This is a genomic window from Clostridia bacterium (assembly GCA_034926675.1).
GTDB lineage: Bacteria > Bacillota > DTU025 > DTU025 > DTU025 > JAYFQW01.
In genome coordinates this window covers 18,766-42,095 of record JAYFQW010000048.1, presented here as the reverse complement: position 1 = coordinate 42,095, position 23,330 = coordinate 18,766, and the positions used below count along the sequence as shown (strand labels likewise).

32 protein-coding genes are annotated in these 23,330 nt (G+C 57.7%); all 32 read left to right on the top strand.

From position 1 onward, the window contains the following. Window positions 1-2: 2 nt before the first annotated feature. The 32 genes from VB144_11585 (at window position 3) to VB144_11430 (ending at window position 23,321) form a co-directional block, all read left to right on the top strand. Window positions 3-461 carry a hypothetical protein gene (locus tag VB144_11585; GenBank protein MEA4884274.1) on the top strand — a complete coding sequence of 153 codons (459 nt, stop codon included), beginning with the start codon at window positions 3-5 and terminating at the stop codon, window positions 459-461. Continuing rightward, on the top strand, window positions 445-1,668 hold the full coding sequence (locus VB144_11580; GenBank protein ID MEA4884273.1) for a PBSX family phage terminase large subunit: 1,224 nt from the start codon (window positions 445-447) through the stop codon (window positions 1,666-1,668). Before VB144_11585 ends, VB144_11580 begins: the two co-directional genes overlap by 17 nt. Before the next feature lie 4 nt (window positions 1,669-1,672). Continuing rightward, complete coding sequence (locus VB144_11575) at window positions 1,673-3,139, top strand: phage portal protein (protein ID MEA4884272.1); 1,467 nt, start codon at window positions 1,673-1,675, stop codon at window positions 3,137-3,139. A gap of 18 nt (window positions 3,140-3,157) precedes the next feature. Then, a complete protein-coding gene (locus tag VB144_11570) occupies window positions 3,158-3,592 on the top strand; it encodes a hypothetical protein (protein MEA4884271.1) in 435 nt (144 codons plus the stop codon). Between the two features lie 30 nt (window positions 3,593-3,622). Further along, entirely contained in the window at window positions 3,623-3,805 is a 183-nt protein-coding gene (locus VB144_11565; GenBank protein ID MEA4884270.1) for a hypothetical protein, read from the top strand. A gap of 4 nt (window positions 3,806-3,809) precedes the next feature. Further along, window positions 3,810-3,971, top strand: coding sequence for a hypothetical protein (locus VB144_11560; protein MEA4884269.1), 162 nt, complete (start codon window positions 3,810-3,812; stop codon window positions 3,969-3,971). A 4-nt stretch (window positions 3,972-3,975) separates the two neighbouring features. Further along, on the top strand, window positions 3,976-5,091 hold the full coding sequence (locus VB144_11555; protein ID MEA4884268.1) for a phage minor capsid protein: 1,116 nt from the start codon (window positions 3,976-3,978) through the stop codon (window positions 5,089-5,091). Window positions 5,092-5,422: 331 nt separating this feature from the next. Beyond that, complete coding sequence (locus tag VB144_11550; GenBank protein MEA4884267.1) at window positions 5,423-5,824, top strand: dATP/dGTP diphosphohydrolase domain-containing protein; 402 nt, start codon at window positions 5,423-5,425, stop codon at window positions 5,822-5,824. A 3-nt stretch (window positions 5,825-5,827) separates the two neighbouring features. After that, window positions 5,828-6,262: a hypothetical protein gene (locus tag VB144_11545; protein ID MEA4884266.1), complete on the top strand. Its 435-nt coding sequence runs from the start codon at window positions 5,828-5,830 to the stop codon at window positions 6,260-6,262. Window positions 6,263-6,371: 109 nt separating this feature from the next. After that, a complete protein-coding gene (locus VB144_11540; protein MEA4884265.1) occupies window positions 6,372-6,926 on the top strand; it encodes a DUF4355 domain-containing protein in 555 nt (184 codons plus the stop codon). 33 nt (window positions 6,927-6,959) lie between these two features. After that, window positions 6,960-7,898 carry a phage major capsid protein gene (locus tag VB144_11535; GenBank protein ID MEA4884264.1) on the top strand — a complete coding sequence of 313 codons (939 nt, stop codon included), beginning with the start codon at window positions 6,960-6,962 and terminating at the stop codon, window positions 7,896-7,898. Between the two features lie 13 nt (window positions 7,899-7,911). Then, window positions 7,912-8,838: a hypothetical protein gene (locus VB144_11530; protein ID MEA4884263.1), complete on the top strand. Its 927-nt coding sequence runs from the start codon at window positions 7,912-7,914 to the stop codon at window positions 8,836-8,838. Between the two features lie 13 nt (window positions 8,839-8,851). After that, window positions 8,852-9,313 carry a DnaT-like ssDNA-binding protein gene (locus VB144_11525; GenBank protein ID MEA4884262.1) on the top strand — a complete coding sequence of 154 codons (462 nt, stop codon included), beginning with the start codon at window positions 8,852-8,854 and terminating at the stop codon, window positions 9,311-9,313. Continuing rightward, entirely contained in the window at window positions 9,306-9,626 is a 321-nt protein-coding gene (locus tag VB144_11520) for a hypothetical protein (GenBank protein MEA4884261.1), read from the top strand. The genes VB144_11525 and VB144_11520 overlap by 8 nt, the downstream gene beginning before the upstream one ends. Then, complete coding sequence (locus VB144_11515) at window positions 9,626-10,126, top strand: hypothetical protein (protein MEA4884260.1); 501 nt, start codon at window positions 9,626-9,628, stop codon at window positions 10,124-10,126. The genes VB144_11520 and VB144_11515 overlap by 1 nt, the downstream gene beginning before the upstream one ends. Then, a complete protein-coding gene (locus VB144_11510) occupies window positions 10,123-10,554 on the top strand; it encodes a minor capsid protein (protein ID MEA4884259.1) in 432 nt (143 codons plus the stop codon). The genes VB144_11515 and VB144_11510 overlap by 4 nt, the downstream gene beginning before the upstream one ends. Before the next feature lies 1 nt (window position 10,555). Further along, complete coding sequence (locus tag VB144_11505; protein ID MEA4884258.1) at window positions 10,556-10,945, top strand: phage tail tube protein; 390 nt, start codon at window positions 10,556-10,558, stop codon at window positions 10,943-10,945. Window positions 10,946-10,958: 13 nt separating this feature from the next. After that, on the top strand, window positions 10,959-11,573 hold the full coding sequence (locus VB144_11500) for a hypothetical protein (protein ID MEA4884257.1): 615 nt from the start codon (window positions 10,959-10,961) through the stop codon (window positions 11,571-11,573). A 10-nt stretch (window positions 11,574-11,583) separates the two neighbouring features. Next, entirely contained in the window at window positions 11,584-11,943 is a 360-nt protein-coding gene (locus VB144_11495; protein ID MEA4884256.1) for a hypothetical protein, read from the top strand. A gap of 168 nt (window positions 11,944-12,111) precedes the next feature. Beyond that, a complete protein-coding gene (locus VB144_11490; protein MEA4884255.1) occupies window positions 12,112-16,050 on the top strand; it encodes a phage tail tape measure protein in 3,939 nt (1,312 codons plus the stop codon). A 32-nt stretch (window positions 16,051-16,082) separates the two neighbouring features. After that, complete coding sequence (locus VB144_11485) at window positions 16,083-17,588, top strand: hypothetical protein (protein MEA4884254.1); 1,506 nt, start codon at window positions 16,083-16,085, stop codon at window positions 17,586-17,588. After that, on the top strand, window positions 17,588-18,046 hold the full coding sequence (locus VB144_11480; protein ID MEA4884253.1) for a hypothetical protein: 459 nt from the start codon (window positions 17,588-17,590) through the stop codon (window positions 18,044-18,046). The genes VB144_11485 and VB144_11480 overlap by 1 nt, the downstream gene beginning before the upstream one ends. 3 nt (window positions 18,047-18,049) lie before the next feature. Next, window positions 18,050-19,063: a hypothetical protein gene (locus tag VB144_11475; GenBank protein MEA4884252.1), complete on the top strand. Its 1,014-nt coding sequence runs from the start codon at window positions 18,050-18,052 to the stop codon at window positions 19,061-19,063. Window positions 19,064-19,428: 365 nt separating this feature from the next. Next, complete coding sequence (locus tag VB144_11470; GenBank protein MEA4884251.1) at window positions 19,429-19,998, top strand: hypothetical protein; 570 nt, start codon at window positions 19,429-19,431, stop codon at window positions 19,996-19,998. Beyond that, complete coding sequence (locus VB144_11465) at window positions 19,999-20,430, top strand: hypothetical protein (protein MEA4884250.1); 432 nt, start codon at window positions 19,999-20,001, stop codon at window positions 20,428-20,430. It abuts the gene before it with no gap. Window positions 20,431-20,840: 410 nt separating this feature from the next. Further along, window positions 20,841-21,092 (top strand): hypothetical protein, encoded by a 252-nt coding sequence (locus VB144_11460; protein ID MEA4884249.1) that lies wholly within the window; start codon window positions 20,841-20,843, stop codon window positions 21,090-21,092. Next, on the top strand, window positions 21,089-21,580 hold the full coding sequence (locus VB144_11455; protein MEA4884248.1) for a glucosaminidase domain-containing protein: 492 nt from the start codon (window positions 21,089-21,091) through the stop codon (window positions 21,578-21,580). The genes VB144_11460 and VB144_11455 overlap by 4 nt, the downstream gene beginning before the upstream one ends. Continuing rightward, window positions 21,577-21,942 carry a hypothetical protein gene (locus VB144_11450; protein MEA4884247.1) on the top strand — a complete coding sequence of 122 codons (366 nt, stop codon included), beginning with the start codon at window positions 21,577-21,579 and terminating at the stop codon, window positions 21,940-21,942. Before VB144_11455 ends, VB144_11450 begins: the two co-directional genes overlap by 4 nt. Further along, the gene (locus VB144_11445) at window positions 21,923-22,195 is read left to right on the top strand and encodes a hypothetical protein (GenBank protein MEA4884246.1); all 273 of its coding nucleotides are present in this window, start codon (window positions 21,923-21,925) and stop codon (window positions 22,193-22,195) included. Before VB144_11450 ends, VB144_11445 begins: the two co-directional genes overlap by 20 nt. Next, window positions 22,192-22,578 carry a hypothetical protein gene (locus VB144_11440; protein MEA4884245.1) on the top strand — a complete coding sequence of 129 codons (387 nt, stop codon included), beginning with the start codon at window positions 22,192-22,194 and terminating at the stop codon, window positions 22,576-22,578. Before VB144_11445 ends, VB144_11440 begins: the two co-directional genes overlap by 4 nt. A 12-nt stretch (window positions 22,579-22,590) precedes the next feature. Further along, the gene (locus tag VB144_11435) at window positions 22,591-23,010 is read left to right on the top strand and encodes a hypothetical protein (protein ID MEA4884244.1); all 420 of its coding nucleotides are present in this window, start codon (window positions 22,591-22,593) and stop codon (window positions 23,008-23,010) included. 11 nt (window positions 23,011-23,021) lie between these two features. After that, on the top strand, window positions 23,022-23,321 hold the full coding sequence (locus VB144_11430; protein MEA4884243.1) for a hypothetical protein: 300 nt from the start codon (window positions 23,022-23,024) through the stop codon (window positions 23,319-23,321). Window positions 23,322-23,330 lie beyond the last annotated feature (9 nt).

Genomic DNA, 23,330 nt, shown 5'->3' with positions numbered 1-23,330 from the left:
GAGTGGGCAAGGGCGGGCGACCCACGCGGTATGACCCAGAGCGACACCCGTTCCTTGCGGCATGCCTGGCACGAGATGGACGGACGGAAGACGAGATAGCTGAGTCACTAAGCATCTGTAAAGCTACGGTGACGAACTGGAAGAAGCGCTACCCCGAGTTTTTAGCCGCCCTAAAAGAGAGCAAGGCCGAATCTGACAGCAAGGTCGAGACAAGCCTCTTTAAGAGGGCGTTGGGGTATGAGATCACCGAAACCGAAGAGGTCAGGGACAAGCGCGGTCAAGTGACGCGAAAGAAAACCACTGTGAAGCAGATCCTGCCGGACGTGACAGCCCAAATCTTTTGGCTCAAGAACAGGCAGCCTGAGAAATGGCGCGACGCGCAGCCTAATAATGTCAACACGCTCGACGATCTAGCCGCTGCCATACGAGAGAGCAGGGAGCAACTTGGCAAGGGCGACTAAGAGATTCACGTGGGGTGGGTTCTCGCGACAGGGCCTAACGAGCATCGCGGAGTCTACAGCCAGGCTGAACATCTGGGAAGGCGCTGTCAGATCATCGAAAACCATCTGCTCGCTGGTGCGTTGGCTGGAGTATGTCAAGGCAGGGCCACCGGGCGACCTGCTCATGACCGGCAAGACCGAGCGGACACTGAAGCGCAACATACTGGACCCTATAGAGAGCATCGTAGGCCGTGGTAACTTCCGCTGTAACATGGGCAGCGGCGAAGCTCGACTGTTCGATCGGCGGGTATACATCGCAGGAGCAAACGACGAGCGGTCGGAAAGCAAGATCCGGGGTGTGACTCTTGCCGGGGCATACGGCGATGAGCTGACCCTGTGGCCCGAAAGCTTCTTCAGGATGCTTCTTTCGCGCTTGAGTGTGGAAGGGGCATCTTTGTTTGGCACGACAAACCCCGATGGCCCCATGCATTGGCTGAAGGTTGACTACCTGGATCGTGCCGGGGAACTCAACCTACGATCCTGGCATTTCGAGTTAGAGGACAACCCGAACCTCTCGCGGGAGTTTGTAGAGAGCCTGAAGCGCGAGTATACCGGGCTATGGTATAAGCGCTTTATATCCGGCTTATGGGTGATGGCCGAGGGCGCAGTCTACGACATGTGGGATGAGGATAAGCGCCTCTTCCGTGACATGCCGGATAAGTTCACCCGTATGGCTGTGGGCGTGGACTATGGGACAGCCAACCCCACCGCGTTTGTGCTGGCCGGTCAATCGGGTGCCCAAATCTATGTGCCGGCTGAGTATTACTATGACTCGCGCAGGACCGGCAGGCAGAAAACGGACTCAGAATACGCCAAGGATTTGAAGGAGTTTATTGCAGGCAAAGGCGTCCAGGCCATAGTTATTGACCCTTCGGCGGCGTCATTCATCGCCGAGTGCAGACGGCAGGGCATCGGGCCTATCCGACACGCCGACAACTCCGTGCTCGACGGCATACGAGACGTGTCCAGCCACATGAGCCGGGACGTGTTGTTTGTGCACGAGAATTGTAAGAATCTGCGCAAGGAGCTATCAGGTTACGTGTGGGACGCCAAAGCACAGGCGAAGGGTGAGGACAGGCCGGTTAAGGTTAACGACCATGCGGCAGACGCATTGAGGTACGTAATACGCACCATATGGCCCGCAAGAATGGGTTCAACGCTGGGGTGAAGAGATGGCTGACAAGCTGACTGATATGAACTGGCTCGATAGAGGCAAGCCATGGCCGCCCAAGAGCGAAACGGCGAGGCTGAAGTTGTATGACGAAAACCGCAAGCTCTTCAAAGGCGACCATGCTGAGGTGTTCACCGAGAACTGGAATCGGCTCAAGCGCGACGATCAGAGGAGCCTGGAACTGGTGTTGAACTGGTTCAAGCGCCTATCCACGCTATGGGCCGACTTGCTATTCGGTGAGCCGCCTACGATCACGGCTGGTGAGCGCGAGTCGGCGGAGCAGGCGGCGTGTAAACGCATCATCAAGGACAACGACCTGATGAATGTGGGCTACAAGGTGGCCCTAGACACGTCGGCTATGGGCACGGGGCTATTCAAGATCAGGTATGACGGCGACAAACGCAGGGCTTACATCGAGGCGCAGCCACCGGAATTGTGGTTTCCAGTGTTCAACCCGGACAACATCAATGAAGTTCTAGCTCATGTATTGGCGTGGACAACTGTGGTCGAGAGCAGGCGAGGGACTCTGACCGCCGAGGTCCATTATACCGACCGGATCATGACCTACCGCTATGAGGTGATCAATGACCGGATCGGGCGACTGCTGGAGAGCGCTACGGGGCCGAACCCAGCAGTGGTGAAACATGGTCTCGGAGAGTTCCTGGTGATCCCGGCGCCCAACCTGCAGACGTCGAATGACCCGTTCGGGATTGACGACTACTCAGACATCGACTCCATCATCTGTGAATTGGAAGTGCGCATAGCGCAGATCAGCCGCATACTCGACAAGAATGCCGAACCGAGCCTCGCAGGGCCTGAGAGCATGCTGGAGTTTGATCCCGATACGCACGAGTATAAACTGCAGGGCGGGAGCAAGTATTTCCCAATACCATTAGGCGCTAATGCAGCAGGCGCGGTGCCTCAGTATGTCACGTGGGGCGGCGAGCTGAGTGCGGCGTTTGAGCAGTTCAATGTATTACTAGATCAGCTTTACACTCTATCCGAGACTTCCGCCGCGGCCTTCGGCAACATCAAAGCAGGCATGGCTGAGAGTGGCTCGGCGCTGAGACGTCTGATGATGGCACCACTCGCCAAAGTTAACCGCATGCGCATGCGCTTTGACCCGGCGCTATGCAAGGCAATCGGCCTATGCGCGGCGCTTGAGGTCGCTCAGGGCATGCCAGGAGCAGTAATGCTCGACAACGTGCACATCACATGGCAGGACGGCCTGCCGGATGACGAGATGGAGCAGGCCAACATAATGTCCACACGCAAGGGCGCGGGGCTGATTAGCACTGAGCGAGCCATACAGCATTTGGACGGGCTGGAAGGCGAGGAGTTGGAGGCCGAGCTTGACCGGATAGCAGCAGACCAGATGCAGATTGCGCCTCCGGGGCCGAGCATGACAAACCTGGGCGGGATATTCGAGGGGCTAGGGCTACCGCAGGAGACCAATAAACCGGCATAGCCGGGAGGAGGAATGAGCATGAAGATGGGTGACCTGCATATCGAGCTAACGGCAGACACAGACAAACTCGCACGAAAGGCGCGGATCATCAGCAAGCACTTGGGGGCCATGGCTGACGAGCTGGCATTGGCGGCACAGCTGGAGGAGCCTGACTGCGAGGCGCATGCCAAAACCGAGGCCGTAGAAGATGGCGTCTATGGCAAATGTGATTATTGCGGTAGGCCGCTGAGACATCACAGCTGCTGCGGCGTGAGTGGCGTCTATTGCTCTGCCGGCTGCCTAGAAATGGCAGGGATGGAGCAGGCATTCCCCGTGCGCTCCGGTTGCGGCGGTCGATGGCCTACCAAGAAGTGGGGCCAGTCGTGTTTGGAAGATTGCACTTGCATAGACAAAGTGGTTGACAAGGTCATTCTTCGCCTGCGTGACAACTTCGGCATGAAGATCGAGGGATAGGCCGCATCCAAACACTGAGGGGGTATGAGCATGACGCTATTCAAGGTTTGGGGCTGGATTCACTTTGCCGCTGCCATCATTACGGCATTAAGCCTCTTCATACGGGCCTTCATCGGCGATGATGGCGTATCGCGAGCAGCGGCAGGGCTCGTATTCCTTATGGCCTGCGCGTCGGTATGGTGGGTCTGGACTGCGTTAAGGATGGCGGTGTGAGGGCGTGGGCAGGGTATTCTGCTTGTGGATAGCGCTCGGGTGTTGGGAGGCTGCTTCCCGTGCTGGCGTCACTGCGGATGGCGGCTGGAGCTGGCTCCTGAACACGCTATTGGGCTTCGTGTTTGCGGCCATGGCGTTCGACGGGCTGCAGCGACAGAAGAGGTGATCCTATGGACGCAGCAACAGCCCTGATCCAAATCTACCGCAATGCCTACATGCGACTGCTTGAAAGTATCGCCCAAAAGGAGCTAGCGTGCAAGAGCACACGATACCAGCGGGCACTCATTGGCGATGTGCGGTCGACCCTCGGGCAGCTCGACAAGACGACTGAGGCATGGGTTAAGACCCAAATTCCCAAGATGTATAAATACGGTGTTGACGCTGCCGCATTGCCGTGGACGATGAATGATCTCGTACCGCCTCCGTTGCCTCAGGGTTTTGCGCAGGTGCACCAGGCCGCTGTCGAGGCTATCGCACAGAACATGGCCAATCAACTCAAGGATGCCACGGCGTTTGTCGGACGGCGCATTGAGGACCAGGTGAGAACGGCGACGCTGGAGGCTACGGCGCAGAAGTTTGCGACAGGCGAGACACTACGCGACATGAAGGCCGACTTGGTCAACACCTTCGTTGACGAGGGCCTGACGGCGATTAAGGACGGCTCAGGTCGTCAGTGGCGACTCGACACCTACGCTGAGATGGTCACGCGCACCACCACTGCAGAGGCGGCCAATACGGGCACGATGATGCAACTTAAAGGGTTTGGGCATGACCTGGTGCAGATGACAGAGCATCGCTCGCCGTGCGAGATCTGCGCCATGTATGAGGGGCGCGTATACAGCATCGAGGGCAAGACACCAGGGTATCCGAGGCTAGATCAGGTTCCGGGCTTTGCAGACGGATACAACAATATTCACCCAAACTGTATACACGCTGTGGCCGCGTATATTCCCAACTTTGACAAGGACGCCGAAGCTCGTCGGGCTAGGAGCAACGCGCCATTCGAGGACAAGCGGAGCGATGCCGACAAAGCGGCGTATGAGCGCTCACAACAGCAGAACACGCTCAGACGTGATCGCAAGCGCTTGGAAGAAAAGGTTGCTGTGTTGCCCAAGGATAGCGATGAATACAAGGCTGCCCGCGAGAAACTGCGGGAGACGCGCAGCCAACAGCAGTCACTTGGGCGAGAGCAGCGAGCATGGAAGGAACAGTCGGCGAAGGAGAACAGGGCCTACTACGCGGCGAGGGATGCAGGGCAGGACGTGAAAATGCCAGGATTGCGGTAGGAGGTGCAGCGATGCGCCTACGAGGCAGAGCATACACAAGATATCAGCGGGAGCGCATGATCAGGCGAAGGATGCCACGAGTGCCATGGGTAGACAAGCCCGGCAAGTTGGCGAGACACAGTTACCGATACCGCTGCACGTGCGAGTGGTGCGCCGAGACCAGACATGCGCATATGCGGCGCAGGTGGAAGCAGGCGGCGTGGCGGGAGATTGAGACGCATTGGCATGACCGCTACGAGTCATGGCGCGAGTTGCATGATTGGCTACGCATCGAGTGCGACTACAAACCGTCTGTGAGGACGGCGATTAGGAGGAGTGCATGACCGATACTGTGATTCCCGGCGTGGGGCCGGACGCGCCGCCGACTGTCAATGAAAAGGGCGGCAAGCAGAGTTACAGTCCATATCGCTTTGACCTGCTCGATGCCAAGGCGATGCTGCGGCTTGCCGAGATTGCAGGACGCGGGGCCGCGAAGTATGGCGCAGATAACTGGCGCAAGCTCGATATCAACGACAACATCAACCATGCGCTGGTGCATCTATATGCACATCTAGCTGGTGATAAGCAGGATGACCATCTCGTCCATGCGCTGTGCAGAGTGCTATTTGCCACGGCGCAAGACGGCGAAGAGGATGAAGCGACTGATGATGAGCCAAAACCCTATCGCGTGGTGCTGTGCGGGAAGATCACCGGCGTTTCGGGCGATACCAGCAGTGATCTGGTATTGAGGTGAGCCATGGCATACACACATGAGCAGATAGAACAGGCCATCGCGGAGTGGCGACAACGCCTTGGACTCGAACGCTGGAAGGTCCGCGTGCTCTGGAAGGATGCACTCGATGACGACACAGTCGCGCAGGTAACTCCCAACCGGCAACGCTGCTCCGCATTATTGGAGCTCACTGAGGGCATATGTAGCACGCCTGCCGAGGACATTAACGAGCTGGCAGCGCATGAGATGATACACCTACATACCTATGGGATGTATCGGACGGCGCAGTTACTGCTATCGAATGCGGGCACTGAATTGCAGACGACGGCCAACGATATAATGCACCGCGAGTGGGAGCTTGTAACCGATGCACTTGCCGCTGCTATCACGATAGCGCTGCCACTGCCCGAGAGCCTGCGCGATGGCGCAGAGGATGAACCCTTTCGCGTGACTGAGTAGACTTCATACATCACGTATTCCCCGGCGCGCCTATTATGGGCGCGTTTTTTTGATGCCCACGGCGGGCTATAGCCGGTTATGGCCGACGGGCCTAAAACGGGAGGTAGACATGGCAGACACGGATACTAAGAGCGAGAAGACCGAACAAACCCCTGACGTGCAGGTCAACACGGATACACCCACGGCGGGAGATGCCGGTAAGACGTTCACCCAGGCCGAAGTTGACTCTATCGTCGAGAAGCGCCTGGCTAGGGCAGCCAAGGAAAAAGAGAAAGCCCTGGAAGATGAGCGCAAAAAAGCAACGATGACCGAGACCGAAAAGTTGAAGGCTGCCAAGGAAGAGGCAGAGGCCAATGCTACCAAGACGCTGGAAGCCGCAAACGAGATGTTTATACGCGCCGAAGTCAAGTCCATAGCTGCAGACATGGGACTCGTGGACGGAGATGCGGCGTATGCGCTCATCGACCGCGACAGTGTAGAGCTCAAGAGCGGCAAGGTAACAGGCGTCAAGGAGGCTCTGGAAGCCCTGGTCAAGACAAAACCCTGGATCAAGAGGGCTGAAGGCAAGGGTGGTAGCGTGGGGGCCGGGACCAATCCGGGCGGAGCGCCCAATAGTAAAACAGACATGAATGCCTTCATTCGGAAGGCGGCAGGCCGGGGCTAAGCCCGGTCAATTCATTTTAGGAGCGTGTAATCAATGCCAATGATCTCCCGCAGCGATGCGGATAGTCTGATCCCGGTTGAAACAGCCAAGGAGATTCTCCAGTCTATGCCGCAGCAGTCGGCAATCATGGGACTGGCACGGCGACTGCCCGATATGACGGCGGCGCAGCGTACGCAGCCCATCCTGAGCGCACTGGCGCAGGCGTATTTCGTCAACGGCGATACGGGCCTCAAGCAGACCACCAAAATGGCTTGGGACAAAAAGAGCATCTACGCTGAGGAACTCGCGGTCATCGTGCCCATCCCGGACAACGTGCTCGACGACACAGAGTACGACATCTGGGGCGAGGTCAAGCCGCGCCTGATAGAGGCGTTCGGCATCGCAGTTGACCAGGCCGTGCTCTACGGCACCAACAAGCCTGGCACCTGGCCGGATGGCATTACGGTTGGCGCGGCTGCCGCTGGGCACGTGGTCAACCTCGGCGCTGGAGCTGACCTCTATGATGACGTTATGGTCGAGGGCGGCGTGCTTTCCAAGGTGGAGGAGGATGGCTACCTCGTTACCGGGCACATTGCGGCGCTGACGATGAAGGCCAAGCTCCGCGGACTGCGGGACGCCAATGGTGTGCCGCTGTTCAACTCCAGCGTACAGGAAAAGACCCGCTATACCCTCGACGGCACGGATTGCCTGTTCCCTCTCAACGGAGCAATCGACGCGGCGCAGTCTCTGCTGATCTCTGGCGACTGGAGTCAGCTCGTATACGCGATGCGTAAGGATGTCACGTACAAGGTGCTGACTGAGGCGGTCATCACCGACGCGGACGGCAAGGTCATCTACAACCTGCCCCAGCAGGATATGGTGGCTATCCGTGCTGTCATGCGTCTTGGCTGGCAGCTACCGAACCCGCTCAACCGCGTGAATCCCAACAACGCGACCCGCTACCCGTTCGCGGTGCTCGCGCCTAAGGCGTAAGGAGTGACGTGGAGTGACTAGTAAGTTCTACCCGTTCAATCCTGCGCTGGAGCAGCTCATACAGACGGACGCGCCCGGTCTAGATGCAGACCGGGCCTTCGTGGCTCACGCGCAGTGGACTGGACCGGCAGCAGCGGATGCCGATGCTGTAGGATTGTTCCATCTGACGGCGGCTTCGCAGTCCATCACCGCCGGACTCGTCAACCCCGACTACGCGCGCGCGCTGTCTGTTGTGGGTAACGAGGCCGGTATCACCGGGGATGTAATCATCACCGGCACTGATCTAGCGGGCAACGCGATCACGGAGACACTGGCGCTGGCCGGCAAGTCAACGAAGAACGGCGCCAAGGCGTTTAAGGCCGTCACCAAGATCGAACTGCCGGCGCAGACCCATGCCGGAACTAAGCAGGTAGAGACGGCGACCATCGTAGGCGCCATCACCAAAGCTGGCACGGTGACAGTGACCGTGACATCTGCCCACTACACGAGTGACAAGGTTATGCATGCTGCTGTTGATCTCAATGACGACGCGGCGGCGGTAGCGGGTAAGATACGGAGCTATATTGCTCCGCTCGTGGCTGACCATTTCGCTGTAAGCGGCGCAGGGGCCGATGTTGTGCTGACCACCAAAGTAGCCGACGCCAACGACACCACGCTGAACATCGCCTACACCAATGGCACCTGCGAGGGTCTGACGCCGGATGCATCATCGACCGACACGACCCCCGGCTCCGTGGACGACCGGGTATCCGTGGGCATTACCGATGTGCTGGGTCTGCCGTACAAGCTGGCCCATGACACGGTGCTAGCTGGATACCTGGATAACACCAAAGACGCCGGAGTTACAGTGACGGTCAGCGCAACTGCGCTGGAATCGAACACAGTAGATCTGACAAGCGCCTTGAACGGCAAGGCCGTCGATGTATACCTCATGGTCTAGGGAGGCGTAGCACGTGGCGATTGAGAGCTACATCTCCGTGATCGATGCAGATCTCTACTTCGGGAGTCGATACGGAGCTGACCAGTGGCGAGCAGCCACCGAAGTCCACAAAACGCAGGCGCTCATCACCGCCACGCGCACGATAGACATGCAGAGGTTGCGCGGTCGCCCGACCAGCGATGCGCAGCCTCTCGCATTTCCTCGGGCTGTCTATTGGCGGGGCGCGTGGAGCGCAGAGACAGAGGTTCCCGAGGCGGTCAAAGCCGCCACCTGCGAAGAGGCTCTTGCTATCCTCTCGCAGGACACGCAGAGAGCGACGAGGCAGAGGGACGGTTTGACGGCGGTTAGCATCGGCGACGCCTCGGAAAGTTACAGCGCAGAGGTGCTTGCAAGGGCGCAGTCAGGCGGACTCCTATCGGCGCAGGCCAAGATGCTCATTAGACCGTGGTTGGTGGGGGCGGTGCCCATTGTCTAGTATTGCAACGATGGATCAGGAATGCACCTACTGGCCGCCAGGTGAAGGCGGCGAGTGGGGCGGCGGGGGATTCGGGGTCCCGCAAACACTCAAATGCAGATACCAGGGCACGACCAAGCTTGTCCGGAGCAAGGACGGCAGAGAGCTCGTGGCCAGTGCAGTATATTGGCTGCTACAGCCCATCGACCTGCAGGGCCGCATAGCGCCGGGGCGACATGCAGGCGAGCCTGTGAGCAGCGCCAAGGAACCCCTGAGCCTCTTGGAACGTGTGGGGCTCAACGGCGAAACAGATCATTGGCAGGTGTATATATAATGCCAGCTAAGCTGGACGGACTAGATGAGGCCATTGCTGAGCTCAACGCCAAGCTGGCAGAGGTCGAGGGCCTGACAGCTGAGGCCGTACGCGATACCGGGCTGGCAGTGCTCAGCCAAGCCGTGCAGGATGCGCCAGTCGAGACGGGCGATCTCAGACGGTCGGGCAGCCTGCGTTGGGATGACGGCACGGAGCTTACAGCCGCATCTATAGAAAAGAACGGTAAAACCATCAACTACTACGAGAGCTCTGCCACATCCACCAAACTAAGCGACGTCGTGGCCACGGGCGCGGACCCCAGCAAGGTCCGCGACAACAAGCGCCCGGACGGCTGTGCGATGGTCATAGTAGGGTTTAGCGTCCCATACGCAGCAGCGCAACACGAGGGCGTCGACTTCGACCATCCCAAGGGTGGTAAGGCTAAGTTTCTAGAGGATGCAATTAAGAGTGTGGACCTCACCAAGATCGTCCAGGACAAGGCAGGTGGCGCACTCAAGTGAACCCTCCATCGAAGGATATAGCCGACCTGCTGGTAGCCGCGGGCGTGGGCACGCGCACGACTACAGCAGACTGGCGCATCGCGCAGGGCTCAATGCCTGCTGCGCCAGATAGGTGCATCACCGTATACGATACTGGCGGCTTTTCACCTGATCCCAAATGGCGTGTGGACAGGCCAACTGTGATGGTGCATGTGAGAGGCCGACCTGTTGACACCGAGTACCCCATCGCATGGGCGAAGGCGCTGACAGTCAGGGATGCGCTCGCGGCATTGCCGAGTCAGGGCATCAACGGGACTCAATATGACGGGATATGGGCGCAAGGCGACATCATCCCGCTTGGGCCGGACGAGAATGGTCGTCCGGTTTTCTCATGCAATTTCCACCTGCTCCGGGAGCCGCCAGCGGGTGGGCATAGGAGTGGTTTGTAAAATGGCTATCGTCGGATATGCCTCGAAGGTCATGGTCGGTTCAACGGCGGTTGCGGGCACAGCGGACTGGAGCTTCGAGGGCTCTCGCGACATGTTTGACAAAACCTCAATGAACGATGGCAACAATGGTTTCAAGACATCCATTCCCCTGCTAGCGAGCGCGACGGGCTCGGTAAACCTCAAATACGCAGACCCGACGGACGCGGGGCAGACGGCTCTGCGCAATGCGTGGCTGCAGGGCACGCTGGCCACAGTCGAGCTCTACGAGGACTCCACACATAAGTGGTCAGGCAGCGTGTACATCACCAGTCTAAGCTCCAAATCCAGCGTGGAAGGCGTAGCGACTGGCTCGTTCAACTTCCAGTTCAACGGCGCGCCGACATTCGCATAAGGGCGTGATGTGATTGGGCGTCATCGTCGGTTACGAATCATCGGTATATCTCATTGATACAACGCAAAACACAGCGGCATTCACGACCGAGGCGACTACTGCCAACGCCGATAGGACAGTCTACAGGATCACGAACCCGGCTAAGCGCTGGTGGGACCCATCCCAGGCGGTAACAGCGAGCGTAGCGCCCACGGCGGGCATCGCCCATGCAGGTGGCGCAATCCCATACAGTCCTGGCCTGGAGGCAGGAACCGAGGTAACTGTGACCGGCAAATACTTCACTGCAGTCAACAAACTCGGTGGTTCCAAATCGTGGAGCATGGATCTGCAGAAGGACATGCTGGATGTTACATCATGGGACACAGTGCCTGCGGGTTTTAGAGAGTATGAGCCGCTACTCAAAGGCGGGACTGTTGCAGTGGAGCGATGGTGGTTTGATGAGTTTTTCCTGGGATGCATCACCGCCGGAACGCTGTTGGGCCTTGAGCTGCGGTTCAAGAATGGCGTCGCCTATTACGTGTACGGACATCTCACCGCGGACAGCGTGAAGAACGCAACAGACTCGGCGCTGAGCGAAAGCCTGAACATTCAGATCACTGGCATACCACAATATATCGACGCGGCATAAGGAGGGCAACATGGCAGACGAAACCAGATCACTAGCGGACGAGATCCTGGACATGGACGACATCCCCAGCGAGACAGTTGAGGTGCCTGAGTGGGGCAAGAGGTTGCTGGTTAGGGGGCTTACCGGAGCCCAAAGGGCTAAGCTTGCCAAGACAACGGATGAAAAGGGCAAGGTGGACGTAGAGAGGATACAACCCGAGCTGATAATCTACTCGGTGTACGACCCCGAGACAAATCAGCCAGTATTCAAGCCTACACATCGGGATCGGCTCAACGGCAAATTCGGCAAGGCGTTGGACAGACTCACTACCGCGGCGCTGAGGGTATCAGGGCTCACCGGAGACGATGAGGCAATCACAAAAAACTCCTAGGGCCAGGCTCTGAACGGGCCTGGTATTTTCGTATAGCGCAGGAGTTGGGGATGACAGTTTCTCAACTCCTGCGCTCTCTCACATCGTATGAACTATCCGAGTGGATAGCGTGGTTAAAAGCGCAGGACCAAGAACGTGAGAAGCAGCTAAAGGAGCTGAGAAGATAACATGGCAGACCTCGGCTCCATTATGGTGCGCATAGGCGCTGATGTGTCAGGGCTCAATCAGGCTGCTCGGCAGTTTGAAAAGACTGGGGCCGCGTTGGAGACCATCAAGTCTAGCGCCGAGACTGCTACGAGAGCAGTGGAACAAACCGCATCGCGAACCGCCAAAGCTGCTCAAGCATCAGCGCAGGCGGCGACATCAGCAGCGTCCAAGGCTGCGTCGGAAATGCAGAAGGTGCGCGTCCAGATCGGGCGCGAGATGGTGGACCTGACCATTGATCCCAGCGGTATAGTTGGCCAGCAACTGGCGGCGCTGGGCGTGCTGGAGAGCCAGGCTGCGCAGACAGCAGCGGCAGTCACAACCTCTACCACTCAGGCAGTAGAGAAAGCGGCTACTAGCGTGGCGCAGTCGGTTAGCCAGACACAGGCAGCCATTGCGAACTCGGGACAATTAGCTGATGCCGCATGGGCTGACTACGCGGCGTCATACGGGCTTGTGGACACGGCATCCAAGGATGCAGCGCAGTCGGCGAAGCAAGCGGCGGGCGAGACTGCCAAAGCCGCTGACGATGCGGGCAAGGAGATCAAGAACACAGCCAAGGAAACGGCAACCGAGGTCGGCAAGGCCGCAGATCAAATCAGCGCCAAGGCCCAAAATGGGCTCCAGACGCTGCACGATGGACTCAAAAAGGCCGGTGACAGCCTCAACAAGTTCTCTAACTCGTGGAACAAATACATCAGTGGGCCACTGATTCTAGCGGGCACATTGGCAGTGCGTAGCTCGATGGTCATTGATGACGCTTTGGACAACATCGCCATACGCACTGGCGCGACCGGGCAGAAGCTAATAGGACTGGAGAACACATTCCGGCGTCTAGCCACCACCACGCCTGCGGGTCTGGGCGATATATCCGCGGCCGTCGGGGATCTAAGCGCACGCCTCAACATGGAGGGCGGGCCTGCGTTGGATCGGCTTGCAAGGCAGGCTGTGTTGACTGGCAAGATGTTCGGCGAGAATCCCAAGCAGGTTAGCGGTTCTTTCGCGCGTATGGTGCAGTCGTGGGGCGTAGCAGAGCAGGACTATTCCAGCACGATGGACCGCATGTTCAAAGCAGCTCAAATGTCTACGGGCAGCGTGACCGAGTTGAATGCTGCGCTGTTCGATGCCGGGCCGCAGTTTAGGCAGCTAGGTTATGATCTAAGCTCGGCGACAGCCCTGCTAGTATCGTTCTACCAGCACGGCGTGGATGTCAGTGATGCCACAATGGGGTTCAAGAGCGCAATCAACGAGCTAACCAGTCAGGGGTTGGACCCCAAAAGGGAGTTCCCGAAATGGATCGAGGGCATTAGGCAGGCCCGGACCGAGCAGGAGGCACTAGCGATCAGCTCCCGCGTGTTTGGTCCACGCGCGGCTCAGCCCATGGCCGACGCGATCAGGCGGAACGCGATGAATGCAGACGAGTACGCAAAGAAGTTGGACGCGAGCAAAGGCGCGATTGAACGCACGTCCAAAGAGACCGAGAGCTTCGGCGAGAAGATGCAGGTTATGCGTAACAAGCTGGATGTCGCATTGGCTCCGCTGGGAGACAAGGTCGCTGCGAACCTCGAAAAGGTCTTGCCACAGGTTCTGACTTACCTCGATAAGGTCATCGGCAGTTGGAACAATATAAAGCCCGAGCAACAGGACCAGATGATTAAGGGTCTTGGGTTGCTAGTTGGGGCCGGTGTAGGGCTCAAGGTAGTTGCTGGCAGTCTGGAGATCATCGCGGGGCTGGCCACTCCGCTGGGCATGACATTCCTGGCAGTCGGCGGCTTGGCCCTACTGTATGACAAGGTTGCCAAGAAGCAGAAAGAGATACAAGCAGCACCGCCGATGAAATTCATGGATCTGGACAAGGTCTCGCAAATGCAGTTTACACATGCAGCTAGTACGTTGCGCGACACCAAGAACGAGAAGCGAACGTTCGACGCGGCGCAATACCTCGGCGTTACATCGCAAGATCTCGTGGACGCGAGCATCCTTGATAAGGATAGCAAGCTCCTTATTGCAGACCAAGCCAAACTCCTAGATGGGCTTGTCGCCGTATGGCAAGGCAAGGGTAAGACATTCGCGGCGCAGGTTGCGGGCACGTCGAAGCAGTCGGGTAAGGCTATTGTAGATACCATGGCTGAAGGGGCTGCATCCTCTGATTCGCTATTTCAGGCAGTGCTGAAAGCGTTCGATACGATAGCGAAAAAGCTTTTCACGAACTCGGACGCCAAGTCTGGCCCATTCTCGCATTTGACTGCGAACGGGCGAGCCATCATCGAGACGTTAGCGCAGGGCGCGTCAAGCAGTAATGCACTGTATGATGCGATCCTCGGCAAGTTCGGCGATGCAGGGCAACTACTGCCTCACTCGGACGCCAAGTCTGGCCCATTCTCGCATTTGACAAATGCAGGGCGGGCGATAGATAAGACCATAGCCGATGGCCTCCTATCGTCGGATGAACTGCATAGCGCGGTGGAGCAGACCTTCGGGCGAGCAGGCGAGCGCATGGAGGACACCTTGTCGGGCCATTTGGAATCGATGGCGCGAAGGATGGCGCACAATGCGCGACTTATGCGCGACGACACGGAGAACGTCTGGTGGCAGACGGCATCTATCCCAGGTGCTGCAATGCGATATGGCGTGGACTCGGCGCTCGGCGCGCTGGACGATGCCAAGCCTGCTAAACTGGCATTGACGCTGGATGCAGATCAGATGAAGCTGGTGCCGGACAACCTTAAGGATTTGTTCGGCAACAAGGTTCAGGAGCAATTGAAGGGACCGCTCTCACTAGAGTTGGACGCCGAACTGAAGCCGAACCTCCAGAACTTTGATTTGCAGCACCTGGTCGATGAACAGCTGGCGGCAATGGGGCCCCTGACCCTCAGTGGGGCGCTGAAACTGGATGCCATCGAACCGGAGCCGTTTACCTCAGCGATTGATCGCATGGTGGAGAGTATGGGCGGGCTGCAACTGGCTGGGCAAACAACAGCTGATGCGATGGGACTGTCGCTCGGGCAGATCAGCAGTGCGGCGACGGAGACGGGGCTGACACTGGATCAAACCATGATAGATGCAGTCACATCTGCGGCGGGCACAGGTACGGCATGGGAACGGCTCAAGAACAAGACGACAGAAGTATGGGGTAAAATCGTTGCTACGCTTGAGAGATCTGGCATAGACATGACCGCCCTGACACGCACCACCGGCGCGGGTATCAATAGCGAGACGGAAAAAGCGTTCTCTACCCTGCTTGTAACGCATGGTGTCACTGCCGAGCAGGCGAAGGCAATCTGGGAACAGTTAGGTGTCGATATCACCGGCGAAACCCAACGTACATTCAAGACAATGCAAGAGGTTATCGACAAATTCCAACATGACGCGCAGTCCACTATGAATAAACTCGTTACAGATGTTAGCATGAAACTCATAACCGGCGAGGGCGACTGGAACACCATTTTGAAAACCGCATTAAATTCCATGCTTAAGGCGTTCATTGAAATGGCAGTGGGCGCGGTGCTGGCATGCGAAGCGGTGCAAACCGCCATCCAATGGATGTGGTCGCCGATTGGCGCCTTGATAATTGCAGGTGCGCTTGCAACGTTACTGGCAATTCAAAGCAATTGGTCAAAAGACGATAAACCCTCATCGCAGGCTAAACCGCTTGCCGATGGTGGCATAGTGACCAAGCCTACATTCGCACTCATCGGCGAGGCCGGGCCAGAAGCCGTGATCCCGCTTCGCAGCAGTAAGGCGGCGGGGTATGGCGGTGGTGATATTCACGTGCATGTGGACGTGCACGGCAACCACATCATGTCAGATCGAGACGTGGAAACGCTCACGGACAAGATACAGCGCAAGACGGTTGAGGCCCTGCGCCGTGAGAACATCCGCGCCAGAGTCTCATACGCGTAGGCCGGGGCAACCCGGCCTTCCCCTTCGGGGAGGTGAATCCGATACTCCGCATTACCATAGCCGGCAAGGACGTCTCGGCATTTGTGCTGCTAGGCTCACTGTCTATCACCGAGGAAATCAACGCAACCGACACATGTTCGGTGGACCTTTATGATAAGGGCAACGAACTGCATTTAGTGACAGGCATGCCAGTGGTGATTGAGGACGTACAGCCTCCTCCAGAGGGTGCAGAGAACCCGGTCATCACTGGGGTGTTCAATGGGCAGATAGAGAAGCCGGGCATCGAATTGCTGCCAGCTGGCGCAGGTCTCATGCATCACCTCAGCATCGTGGACTGGGGCTGTATAATGTCGCGCCGGTTCTACTCGGGGACGCACCTCAACTACAAGGCGGGCGACATCGTCAAATGTCTCATTGCCGACGGTCTCACGGGCGAGGGGTTCACTGTTGCCGATGTCCAGGATGGGCCGGTGCTCAAAAAAACACAGTTTGCCTATCTCTCTGTGGCTGACTGCATGGCTGAGCTGTCACGGCTGACCGGCTATAAATGGTGGGTAGACGCTGGCAAAGGCGTGCATTTCGTCGAGCGTATTGCCACCGCGGCTCCATGGGGCATCGTGGCTAACAGCGACCTAATAGCGTATGACCTGCAAGTTGAGTATGACAGATCGCAGTATCGTAATGTGCAGCGCGTGAAAGGGACCAAGGTCACTGCCGACAAGATCAGCCAGATTCGATGGACCGCTACCGCAGGGCAAACCGTGTTTTACGTGCAGCATGCAACGGCTGTCAATGGAACAACTGCGTACGATGAGATCGAGAAGGCCCCTGAGATCACGGTCAATGATGTGGTGCAACTAATCGGGAGTGTCGGCGACCCGAATATACGATGGGTATTCGAACCAGGCTCCAACACCATTCGCTACATCGGAGATACCCCGCTGTCGGCGGGCGATGTCGTCGAGCTGTCGTATTTTGGCAGGTTCCCAATCCTTGGATATGCGGTGAACAAAGATGAAATCACTGCACGTCAGGCCATCGAGGGCGGCACTGGGATCTATGAGGCCGTTGAGGTGGATGAGGGGATCGACCGCGCGGACATCGCCACGGCCAAGGCAGAGACCATTCTGGAGCAGTATGACCACATCCCCACCAAGGTGATGTTTCGGACCTCGACGCACGGGTTGCATGCTGGGCAACTGCTCGACATCGCCCTGCCAGAGCTGAGCATCGGGAAAAAGTTCCTGATCGACAATATTCGGATCAAGGAAGAGCCAACAGTCGATGAAACATACAGGCTGCAATATAGTGTAGAGACCGTAGGTTCAGAGAATCCCCGGTGGCGCGAATACTATCGGGCGTTGCTCAGAGAACGCGAACAGGCATCGGCGGCAGACCAGCTCGCACCTGAGTTCATGCCGATCGTGCATGTAATCCTGGATGTGGTTAAGATCTCGGATACCTGCTCCGTGAACATATCTGACTATGCTCCAGCAGAGGTCACAATAAGTGAGGTCGGATTTTGCGAGGTGGACTAATGCGCGTTATATACATGCGGCGCGACCCAATACGGATCGTGCCATTTAACGTTGATGTTGGCATCTACGATTACCCTAGTATGGAGTTAGCAGGTCATCAGCGAGTGCATAACCGAGTGCTGGACTCGGGTCTAACGGCACTGTGGGACTGTTTTCGCGGCGTGGGCTCCCCGCTCACCACCATAGCACTGGGCACAAGCGCAACAGCGCCCGCCGCTGACGCGACCGGGCCGGTGGATGAGGTGTGGAGGTCAGACCTTTCGACGCTACGCACCTATGGCCCCATGCTGGAGGCGCAGTATTACCTGGCATCCAACATGTGCAATGGGTTGACGCTGCGTTCTGCGATGGTGTTTGCGGGCAGCGTGCCGTTCGCGTGGGTAGCGCTGGAGCCACAGATCAAGGATGCGCAGCACGTGTGGGCAATACAGTGGTCATTCCCGCTGGAGGTGGCGTAGCAGATGGGGATAAAGATTTTTCCTAGCGCCAATGCGGTGGGTGGGGCGACTCAGAAGGTGCTTAAGGAGATTAACCTGGCAGGATGGATGATGCCGGGGGCCCGCAATTACGTGGTCAGCGGTTTCAATCTGCCCTCTCAGGTAGAGGGCTCTACCCTCCCCATCACGGCGGGGGTGGCAGTGATCGCCGGCTATTGTGTGGTGACTGACGCACCGATTAACCTGCAGATGCCTCAGCCTACAATGAATAATAATACGTACGCAATCTATCTGTGTCTTACCCGCGATGGCATAGGTCTTGCCACGGGCGCGACTGCAAGCTACTCGACGACGGGACCGCCTGCAGGCGACTATATCAAACTAGGCACTGTAAGGGAGGCGGTGGGGGGGTATAATTACGGCGACAATACCGCCCCTAATGCACCGTGGCCGAGCCTGGTTGATGTGATGCGTCCAGGCAGCATATATTACTCTACACGTTTCGATTCCGTATATGGTTTCGCTGAGACGGGCACAGCCGTGTGCACCGAACGCCATGTTGAACTAACCACGGCTGCTCAAAGCGGCGCATCTTCGACCCTACGCAAGGAATGCCCAGCTACTACGCATTTTGACACATCCAGACCCTACTTTATCCGTATGGGGATTGGATATGACTCTTACAGCGCAGTTACGGGGTATGCTGGCATCGGGACTCCTGCTAGTAAACAGTTTGTGGGTATTTCCTACCGCGACGGCTATATCTACGGAGCACACGGCGACGGCACGTCGCTTGTGGAGACAGCAGAATTATCCACGTCGGGCGCCGGCAATACCACAGCGAATAAAGAGATCATTATCACCGTTGCAGGTGGTGTATGCCGATGGCAAGTTACGCAGGGTTCGGCGTGTGAAGCTACATCGAATTTGCCTATATATCTAGGCGATGACGCGATATTCTACGCCGAGGTCAAGACCACCGACGCTAATGCCAGAAAAATGTATATATCTCATTGGGCGGTGTTACAGGTTGCGTAACGTCACACTACTGTGCATAATTCTCCTTCTCGCCGCCCCTTGCGCGGCCTCGCACACAGTCGCAGGCGAATATGACCTCGTAACTCGGCAATGGACATGGGAGACTGTCGGAACGCATCCGCTCACAGATTGGCTTGGTATCGGCTACTCACTGCGCTGCTTGTGTGACGAGTGGGTATGGAAGGCAGGCATAGTGCCATCATGGGTGCCTGTGCGACAGGACTACACCGTATGGGCAGAGGCGCGGCGGGGCGTGTGGAGCGTGAGGCTGACGGACTGGTGCAATCACTGGTTGAGCCAGAGCGGCCGCCCGCCGTGGGCCGACGAACATGGCTTAACACTGAGAGTGCAATGGGAGTGGTGACATGGCAGATGTAACACTACAACAGCTCCTGCATACCGCGGGAGACAATCCGGTAGACGTGACCAATAAATCGATTCATACACGAGTGCCGGAAGGCGTCGATGTAATAGATCGCGCCGCCCGTGCGCTGGGCGTGGTGACGATCAAGGGCAAATACGGCGCAACCGAAGTGCCTGTCCAGGTGGATGCAGAAGGGCGGCTTGTGTTGGCTGCTGGGGTTACGGTGAATGCAGAGGGCCTGACGGTGGACATTGGCACGCTCAAGCAAGGGCAAGCAGGCACCGATCCATGGGCTATGCGTGGGCATGGGTTCGCCTCCTCAGTCGAGGCGGCGGCGACGGCTACAACATCGGACGCCAATGCGGATTTCGCCGTGAAGTGGATCTCGCACATTGTCAACGATGGCGGCACTGACCTGTACATCGCATTCGATGCCAGTTCGGCAACGCCGAGCAATCGGCTCACGCTAAAAAGCGGCGAGGTGCTAGACAACTTCCCGCGAACATGCAGTGTGCTGCACTATTCATGCAAAGCGGGCACCTGCGCATTTCGCGCCGTGGGGGTGGCATAAATGGGACTCAAGACATCGCATTATAATTCTTCTGTATCGGGCTTTGCTCCAACAACAGTGGCGGCTGCTCTCGACGCTCTCGCGGGTGTTCGCATCTCAGATATGGACTCCAACAGCGACGGCACGTACGTGCGGTGGGAGAACGGGCTACAGGTGTGCTATAAGAGGCTGAACGGCACCTATCTAAACGACTGTTACATGCGTGCCCAATGGTCATTCCCCGCGGTTTTCGGGGAAGCGCCCATTGTTGTGTGCGCTATCGAAAAGCCACGCATCAACGGACGTGACGACCCGTACGACATTAGCCATAACCAGCACGTTGCTCCCCTCTCCACCGCATCCGTGGTTATCGCCGTTGCCGTGCATTCTGCTGTGTGCATTGCGGGCGACAATTTCAATGTCAACGCCATCGCCATCGGCAAGTGGAAGTAGTATGACAGCAGTTGGACACATCGCAGCGGGCATAGTAATCGCCCGACACTGCCCGCCGGGACTTGCATTCACGGCGGGCATCCTTTCTCACGCGGCCATGGACTACTTGCTCCCTGAGTTTCGCGGCTGGCCTCCTCGCCGCTATTGGCCCTGGTGGCTATGGCAGGTGGCCAGGAGCATCGTCTTGCTCTGTCGAGGCTGGCCGTGGGCGTTGTGGGGCGTGCTGGGAGCAGTGCTGCCGGACGTGGTGGATGGAGCATACAGCCTCTTGCGACCCCAAGCATGGCAGAGCGGCACACTTCTCTGCCCGTGGCATCGGGCTGGAGCGGAACTGTTCAAACGAGACATGGGAAGGGCTTCGACATTCGCGGTCGAGGCCCTTTTGATTTGGTGGGTATTGAGGTGATCGAATGGCAAACGGGCACACAGAGATAGACCCAGAACAGCTGCATAAGCGCGGCTGCGAGTATGGGCGTAGCCTCGGAAAGGATGTGGGATACCTGCGCGACGATGTAACCGAGATGAAGGCTGATATAAAGGAATTGCGCGAGAGCACCAAGCGCATCGAGCAGTCACTCGCTAAATCCGAATGGCTCAGGACTCTTGGCATGGCGGGCGTATCGGCTATCATCGCTGCTATCGTGGCGCGGGTAGCCAAATGACAAGACCAGAGTTTGTCGAGCGCATGAGCAATGCGTGCAAGGTCGCCCGGCAGAAGGGTGCACAGTTCAACGAGCCTGTTGTGTTCGCTCAGGCTGCATTGGAATCAAACTGGGGCAGCAGCGGGCTTTGCGCTCGCGCCAACAACCTTTTCGGTATCAAGGCAGGCAAGTGTTGGAGTGGGCAGACGCTGGAGCTGCCGACCAGGGAATGGAGCAAGGCAAAGGGCTGGTACGACACTGTCGCCAAGTGGCGCGTGTATCCCAGTTGGAACGAGTGCATCGTGGACTACTCCAGATTGCTCTCGCGCCTGAGTTGGTACCACGATGCTCTGAGCGTAACGCATGACCCCAGCAGATTCTTGTCCGCGATTCTGCCGAGCGATGGGGAACCGGGGTGGGCGACAGACCCCAAGTATGCACAGAAGATTTGGAATGTCGTGAGAGAGATTGAGAAGCTAGGCGGGCCGAAGTGGGAGGTTGAGAGATGAACCTCGACAGTCTCATGAGAATTGGCATTGACGCAACTTGCGCGTTCGCTGTAATGAACATCATCAACGGGTTACGGAGAGGATGGTTCGGACGGCGGGCTAGGCGCTGGCTCGACGCACCGGGGACCAAACGCGAGCGAACGGCGCGCCTAATCGCGCTGGCATGGTGGGTATCACTGGCGGTGTCAGCGGCATTCGCTGCACGGTCGTATGTCGGCGGCTGGCAGGCATATATGGGCGAGTGGCTATCAAGAGCAATTATCGCATGGCTATTGAGCATGGGACAGTTCGACGCGATCAAACTCGCATGGCCGACGGCATTTGGCCAGAAGGAGGCATCCGATGATCAAGGCGTGGCTTAGAGCTAACCGGATATGGATTGCGGCAGGCGCGGGCCTGCTGCTTCTCATTATAGGCACCGTGTTGGGCTACAAGCTCGCGCAGGCCATTGGCATCGGGATCACCGGCGCGGCAGGGCTCACGGGCGCGGGCAAGGCCATCATGCAGCCCGATCCTGTAGTGGAGGGCGCACGGCGCACCGTGCAGGACACGCTCGACGCCAAGGAGCGCCGGAAGCGCGAGGCAGAGAGAATCAGAAGGGAGAGCGGCAGATGAAGAGGCTACTGATGGTCCTATTGACTCTCGTGCTAATCTCGCTGCCCGCATTAGCAGCGCCGGATTACAAGGCTCTCTACGAGCAGGCCATGACTGATGCTCTCGCATGGCAGGATCAGGCATTTACACTCTCGGCAGAGGTGGGCAGGCAGAAGGCGCTGGTGGAGGATACTCTCAAGCTGTATGAGGAGGCAGAGAGGGACGGCGACTTGCTCCGCATGGAGATTGACCGGCTTACCATCGCTCTCGCGGACAGGGATTCCATCATAAATATGCAGGCTATACAACTCAAGCGGCTTATGGGCACCGAGAGATACGCATGGCTACTGGCAGGAATTCTGGGCGGCGCGATCACGGGACTCGTTGTCGCGCCGGGCAAATAGGGAGGAACTCAAATGGCAGGCTTTTCTGACTATCTAGAGCAGGCTCTGCTCAATGCCACCTTGCGGGCGACGGCATACACATCGCCAGCGAAGGTGTATATCTCGCTGCATACTGCCGACCCAACCGACGACGGCTCGGTGGGCGAAGTGAGCACTGTGGACACGGGCTATGCCCGGCAGGAGATTGCATTCTCAGCACCTACATCCGATGGCACGGGCTATAAATGCGTGAACAGCGCGGAAGTGACATTCGGTGACCCAACCGGCCCGTGGGGCGCAGGCCAACCCATCACGCATTTGGGGCTATGGGATGCTGCCACAGAGGGCCATTGCCTGTATACGCTGCCCGACACCAACAATCCGCATAAGTCCTACGCAGTCAACGATGTGTGCGTCATTCGCGCAGGTAGCATCAGCGTCAAGCTAGACTAGGGGTGATGTGATTGGCAGCTATAGATGATGCCTGGTGCGGCAAGGCGACCAACATTGCCAAGGACGCGTACGCGGACATACGCCCCGCTAGCGGACATGAGGTGTCGCTGGCTTATCTCGCCCACGGCTACCCTGGCGAGCTGTATCTGTATGACGGCACGACAAGGGTGTTTGTGACCAAAGGCGATGTGACCTGCATGGCAGGCGACGGATTGAGGCTCACCAACAGCTCCTACGCGCAGTTCAAAAACACTCATTCCGCAGCTCAAGATATCATGTGGAGCGGCACCTACACCAAAACCCCAGCGTAAGGAGGTGGA